Source organism: Legionella tunisiensis (assembly GCF_000308315.1).
In the GTDB taxonomy this organism is placed as follows: domain Bacteria; phylum Pseudomonadota; class Gammaproteobacteria; order Legionellales; family Legionellaceae; genus Tatlockia; species Tatlockia tunisiensis.
Genome location: NZ_CALJ01000264.1, coordinates 1 through 6,288, shown reverse-complemented (window position 1 = coordinate 6,288; position 6,288 = coordinate 1). Strand labels below are relative to the sequence as shown.

Sequence of the window (6,288 nt, the reverse complement as noted above, 5' to 3'; positions counted from 1 at the left end):
ACAACTCTTTAAAATCCTATCTTAATAGGATTATATAAGCTAATTGTACTCTCTAGCTATTGTCTCAACTCTCTGAGATCAATGAGATTTAAGAACAGATAACGAGAATAAACCGACAAGTGAAATCCACTATTAATTGATTTTAAAACAAAAAATATGGATAATTCGGGATAATGTCCTTCAAAGGAGATAATTAGAATTAGAGACTAGGAAAAATGTTCAAACGCTATTTCAATCAAGGGATTCGTTTGTGAAAACACGTTAGATTTTGATAGCTTTTTGGAAATTAAAATGAAGCATAAAAAATAAGTACCGCGATTATGACGAGTACCCCCCTTTTGCACCTAAAAAATCCATAAAACACTAGGTGATGCTCTTTTAAAAAACGACAGGTGACGTTCCTTGTAAATAAAAAACACTTTTTCATCTTACTTTTTTGCGCCTTGGCGAGCTTGTTTTTTACTAAAGTTTCTACAATCAAATCACTCACGTCGATTGCATTGGTTGCATGACGGATGGTGTTACACGTGATGATTTGCACGCCTTCCATTCCCGATAATAACGGATAGGCCTCTTCTGCAAAAAGAGCATGCACACCAATACAAAAGACTGACTTAACACCTGCCTGTTGTAACTGCTTCACCGCCTCCACCATGGTTCTGGCGGTAGAAATAATGTCATCAACTAGCACAGGAGTTAAGGATTCAAACTTAAGAGTAGCCGGCATTGAAATGGCCACCTCTTTATCACCATGACGAATCTTCTCCAAAATCACATAAGGAAAAGGGCCTTTTTCTGCAATGGCAGCAACCCATTGTTCACTTTCCATATCAGGACCGATAAGAACTGGCTTAGGAACATGATTTTTAATCCAAGTTGCGATAGCAACTGTGGCATGCAAAACAAAGGTAGGAATCGAGTAAATTTCATCTAAAGAGTGATAGCGGTGCAAATGTGGATCAATCGTCATGAGCCAATCGAACGAAGTGGATAAAATGTCTGCAAAATAACGTGATGTAATTCCTTCGCCGTCATGAAAACGTTTATCTTGCCGTAGATAGGAAAGATAAGGGGCAATTAAGCCAACTTTTTGAACTCCCAATTCTTTAACTGTTTTGGCAAAAAATAGCAAAGGCAAAATTTTTTCATCAGGGTAGTTTAAACTGTCCACTATGATAAGGCTGCGATTTTTAACCTCTGAATTAATTTTTAAGTACCACTCAGTATCAGGAAAACGATGGAAAGTGACCTTACCCTCATCCAATTGAAGTGCCTCTTGTAATCGCCCGGCGATTTCTGAAGAATCAAATAATGAAAATAACAGGGGCTTCAAGGGTTTTCTCCTAACATAATGACCTCCTGTTTGTCATGTAGATAAAGGGGGCATACCCATGATTCAATTCCATGATAATAAAAATTTTTACAATTAATATTTATAATTAGAAAAAGGAGGTGCTATGAGTAATTATCTATTACAGAATAGTTCTGCAAAAACAGAGTTTGAACGGTTACAGCTTATTGAAAATATATATAACCAGACTAGTTTTAGCTTATTGACCCAAGCAGGCATTAACGTTGGTTGGAAATGCTTGGAAATTGGTGCAGGTGCAGGTGGTGTAGCAAAATGGATGGCGCAAAAGGTGACTAAAAAAGGAGCTGTTGTAGCCGTTGACATCAATCCAATTTATTTACAAAATGATGATAACATTACCACAATACAAGCAGATGTTTGCCAGGATAACACGCTACCCAATGAGGAGTACGATTGTGTTTTTAGCAGATTTGTTTTAGAGCATTTAGCTAATAGCCAGGTAGCAATTAATAATATGGTAAAGCGGGTTAAAAATAACGGTTATATTTTATTGGAAACCCTAGATTTAAGTAAATTTTCCCCTGATCCAAATAGTTGTAGCCAAGATGAATATGTAGCGGTGTGTAACCTATTTAAAGCCCATGAGCAATTAAGAGTTAATCGCGGGGATAATTTAATTATTGGGCGAAGTTTAGCCTCAAGTTTACAACAATATGGGCTTAAGATTATTTCCGTTAACGTCGATTATCCTTTAGTGAACGGTGGTTCTCCAGTGGCAAATTTAATGGCAAAATCTTTTAGTCAAATCCAATCATTACTACTTGATACCCAACTAACCACTAAACATGATATTGAAATATATCAACGCCTTGCATTGGATCAAAAATTTTGGTGTTTTTATCAGGCAGTAGTAAGCGTACTTGCACAAAAAATAATGATATGAACAACTCCAGGAGAACTTAATGCCTCAATTATCAGGCTCAATCCCAAGTGCGGGATATTGCTATAAAGAATTGCATAATAATTCTACCGATTTTATTCTTTCAGGAAGATTAGATGACTGCACCAAGCTAATGATTTCCTCTATCTTTTCTTGAGACGCTTAAAACACCTTCGGTCATTCTTTGGCTAGCGCCATTGGGAAATATGTTTTTCTAAAAGAAAACAAGACTAAAAAATTAACAATAAAAATCAATAGGCTTACCTGGTAAAAATAATGAGTCGACACTGTTTACTGCAAAATCACATTTGAATATTAAAACTAAGCGTGATTTATTGAGATATAATTTGAACAGGGCCTTTTATTCTATTCTTTTCCAAGAGAAGGCAATAATTATGAAGCGGTTAGGTGTTTTCTGCGGTTCTCATAGCGGTAATCAACCTGATTTTGCTATCGCAGCAAAACATGTTGGCCAACTGCTTTTAAAAAACAAAATAGAACTAGTTTATGGCGGGGGCAGGCTTGGGCTGATGGGAACATTGGCCAATACTATTCTCAAAGGCGGCGGCAATGTAATAGGTGTAGTACCCAAATTTTTATTGGATAAAGAGGGGCATCCCAATCTAACCAAACTCCACATTGTTGAGACAATGCATGAGCGTAAGGCGCTGATTTTTAGTTTGGCCGATGCCTTTCTTTTGATGCCTGGGGGTTCAGGTTCATTAGACGAGTTTTTTGAAATATACACATGGAGCCAACTGCATCTACATGATAAACCCTGTGCGATTTTAAATTATAACAGGTACTATGATGACCTGATTCGATTTCTTGATCACGCTGTTGCAGCAGGCTTTTTGGAAAAAACGATCGCAAAATAATTAAAGTAATCTCTTCGATACCTGAAATTATACGGCAACTGTAATCTATGCGAAGCAACAACGATTATGAGACAGGGATAGCTTTATGAATACACTAATTCTTTGTGTGTTAATAGCACTCATAGTTGGGCTGGTATTGGGTTATTTTACAGCACAAATTACCTTCCAATTTCATTTGAAAAAGAAGACTTATACACACGCCATTTGGCAACACATGATACACTTACTAGCCTACCAAACCGCTTATTGCTAATTGAGCGTTTTCAATTGGCAATAGCCATAACAAAGCATCTTGAAGAACAAAATGTTATTGCATGTGTCTTTTTTAATCTAAATGATTTCAAGAGTGTTAATCGTTCTTTTGGCAGAAAAATAGGCGACTTATTGCTTAAGGAAATAGCTAGGTGCTTAGCAAAAACTATAGAAGATAAAGATACACTCGCATGCTGTGGTGGTGATACTTTTGTTATCGTATTAACTAACCTTGAAAAAGAAAAAGATATTCTATTTTTAATTAAAAAATATATGGATATTTTTCTAAACCTTTTGTAATTAATGGCCATAAAATTTCAATAACTTGTAGCATGGGAATTAGTTATTATCCTTATGACGGTAAAAATGCTGAGGTATTACTTGAAAATGCTGAATCTGTTATGGTTAGTGCCAAGTCTAGAGGACATGGAAATGACTTTTTATTTTATTCCGATGAAATTCATACAAATATAACAAAACTTTTGGAGCTAACTACAGATTTGCAGAATGCACTTAAGCAGCACGAATTTTTCTTACTTTATCAACCTATTGTTAATCTAAAAAACGGACGTATCCATGGTGTGGAAGCACTCATCCGATGGAATCATCCAAAACATGGTTTAATTTCACCAGATGTCTTTATTCCTTTAGCTGAAAAATCAGAACTCATCAATGCAATTGGGGATTGGGTTTTACGAACAGCTTGCCTTCAACATCAAGAGTGGATGAAGAAAGGATTACCTAGGTTATGGATGGCAGTTAACTTTTCAAATGAACAATTCAAACAACATGATTTGGATGAAAAAATACGCCAAATTTTAAAAGAAACAAAAATGAATCCTAATTGTCTTGAAATAGAAATGACAGAACGTGATTTTATCGATACAAACAACATAATGCTTAATAAATTTCTAAAGATTACTAATCAAGGTGTAAAATTAGCCGTAGACGATTTTGGAACTGGCTATTCTAATTTTACGTATCTCAAAGAATTTCCAATACACACATTAAAAATTGATCAGTCCTTCATAAAAAATATTGATTTTGACCCAGAAAATGCAGCTATTGTTAATGCAATGATCAGCATGGCAAAAACACTTAAAATAAAAGTTATAGTTGAAGGGATTGAAAATGAAGGTCAATTGCGAATTCTTAAACAAACTCAGTGTGATGAGGGGCAGGGGTATTATTTTTCAAAACCCATTGATGCAGAAGCCATAGCAAAAATATTGCAAGAAAAACACAATGGTAGTGAGGCTGAATTGTCTTTTAATGTAGGTTGCGTACTTACTTAAAAAACAAAATTCCTTCTTCAGAAAATAGTCGTATGGGCAAATTTCAAATAGTAATCTAGAATTAATGAAAGATATTTTTTCCAGTAATATCAGTGCGTCAAATAGTATTAGGAGTAATATCATGAGAAAGATGGAGTTTTCCAAAATGCACACCTGTCTTTGGGCATTACGCTTTGAAGTACTTGGGGTTATCTTATTAGCCATTGCAACCGGTTTGACGATATCTACTGGTAATGGTCTTGCAATAGCCGCTTTATTTGTTGCAGGTGTTGTCTTGTGTCTGTTTAATAAATTTTGTTGTTACGTTTGTCCATCCAAGCATTCATCGTGCCCAGTTTGTGATATGCCTCATCACTCTGAAGAATCGATTCAAACACAAGAAAAGGAAGATGGCGCAGCAAAACAAGCTATGGATAATGAAGGGGGAAATCAAACTAATAGAAAAAATAATGCTCCAAGTACTCCAAAAAACACAACGCTCTTTGCCAGATCGATTTTATTTTGCATTTCATTTAAAAAATCATCCGAACCCAGGTAAATTTGATTCTTTAAATTTCCCCAAGGCGAATTCGCCTTCATTCCCGCAATTATATAATCTTTGTATTTTTGCAATTGACAGGTTTGAGCCAAATAGAGAAAGTATCACGTCTGCTGATAACCAAGACAGCCTTGATGTTTGACTTATGGTCACTTGATAACTACTCCAATTCCACTCAGCGACTGTTGCCACCATTCTTGCTCTTACTGGGTTCAATACAATGTATCGTGATCGCTTCTTTTCAACCAATATTCCCTTATATATATTGACCTCGTTATTTAGCTTGACGGTACCCTCTTCTGTGCCCGAGCAGCATCCAAACAATATCTATCGAAAACATTGTATTGGAGACTTAATGCAAAAACACATGTATTTTCAGGATTACTATGCGATTGTATGCTATAGTATAAATAGGTCGGTCTGTCTTAAGATTAAGTAGCCATCTATTTTCTTCTTATTGCCTATCTTGTGAAATGCCATCTTAACAATGTTATTTCTTCAATTTATCTTGCCATCTTTATTTATAGGATTTAGGGTGCTTATGAACCACAACACATGCCATTATTGTCTAGAAGAGAAGGATGATTTCTCAATAAGAGGACAATACAAAGTGGCAAATGGAGAATTTCTCTGCTATCGACTATGTAAATCATGCTCCAATAAGTTCATTGGAATTAATTCCTATTCTGATAAAGAAGGCCGTCATACCTTCTTAAATACCGTAAAAGCGAATGCAAAAAATACCCGTTATATGTTAATAATTAGCATTAACTGCAAATTTTATAATCAGTTAAAACCAAAGGGTTATTATGAAGTTTAACAAAATATATATAGGTTCTTTGTCAACAAGTACAACTGAACAAGATCTAAAAAACATATTCTCAGAATTTGGTTCTATTGATGAAATTAAATTAATAACTGATATGTATAGTGGAATCTCCAAAGGATTTGCATTTATTACTTTTACATCCAGTTCTAGCGCATCAAAAGCTTTAATTATGAACACCCGGGAATTCAATGATAGAGCAATGCAAGTCAGTATAGCCAGAAAAAAGAAAGAAGCTCCCAGGGCA

Annotated in this window: 6 protein-coding genes and 1 pseudogene; 6 read left to right on the top strand and 1 reads right to left on the bottom strand. The window is 35.3% G+C overall.

The window, feature by feature from the left end:
* Positions 1–433: 433 nt before the first annotated feature.
* Positions 434–1,333, bottom strand: a pseudogene (locus BN58_RS16000) (ribose-phosphate pyrophosphokinase); the annotation flags it as partial.
* A gap of 124 nt (positions 1,334–1,457) precedes the next feature.
* Between BN58_RS16000 and BN58_RS15995 the strand changes: the two are divergent.
* From BN58_RS15995 to BN58_RS15965, 6 genes are all read left to right on the top strand, one after another.
* Complete coding sequence (locus BN58_RS15995) at positions 1,458–2,255, top strand: class I SAM-dependent methyltransferase (protein ID WP_019217675.1); 798 nt, start codon at positions 1,458–1,460, stop codon at positions 2,253–2,255.
* 392 nt (positions 2,256–2,647) lie between these two features.
* Entirely contained in the window at positions 2,648–3,130 is a 483-nt protein-coding gene (locus BN58_RS15990; RefSeq protein WP_019217674.1) for an LOG family protein, read from the top strand.
* A gap of 102 nt (positions 3,131–3,232) precedes the next feature.
* On the top strand, positions 3,233–3,682 hold the full coding sequence (locus BN58_RS28975) for a diguanylate cyclase domain-containing protein (RefSeq protein ID WP_019217673.1): 450 nt from the start codon (positions 3,233–3,235) through the stop codon (positions 3,680–3,682).
* A 32-nt stretch (positions 3,683–3,714) separates the two neighbouring features.
* The gene (locus BN58_RS26315) at positions 3,715–4,677 is read left to right on the top strand and encodes a putative bifunctional diguanylate cyclase/phosphodiesterase (protein WP_019217672.1); all 963 of its coding nucleotides are present in this window, start codon (positions 3,715–3,717) and stop codon (positions 4,675–4,677) included.
* Between the two features lie 64 nt (positions 4,678–4,741).
* Positions 4,742–5,215 carry a hypothetical protein gene (locus BN58_RS26310; RefSeq protein ID WP_232220707.1) on the top strand — a complete coding sequence of 158 codons (474 nt, stop codon included), beginning with the start codon at positions 4,742–4,744 and terminating at the stop codon, positions 5,213–5,215.
* Between the two features lie 809 nt (positions 5,216–6,024).
* On the top strand, positions 6,025–6,288 hold a 264-nt coding region (locus BN58_RS15965; protein ID WP_019217669.1), incomplete at its 3' end, for an RNA recognition motif domain-containing protein.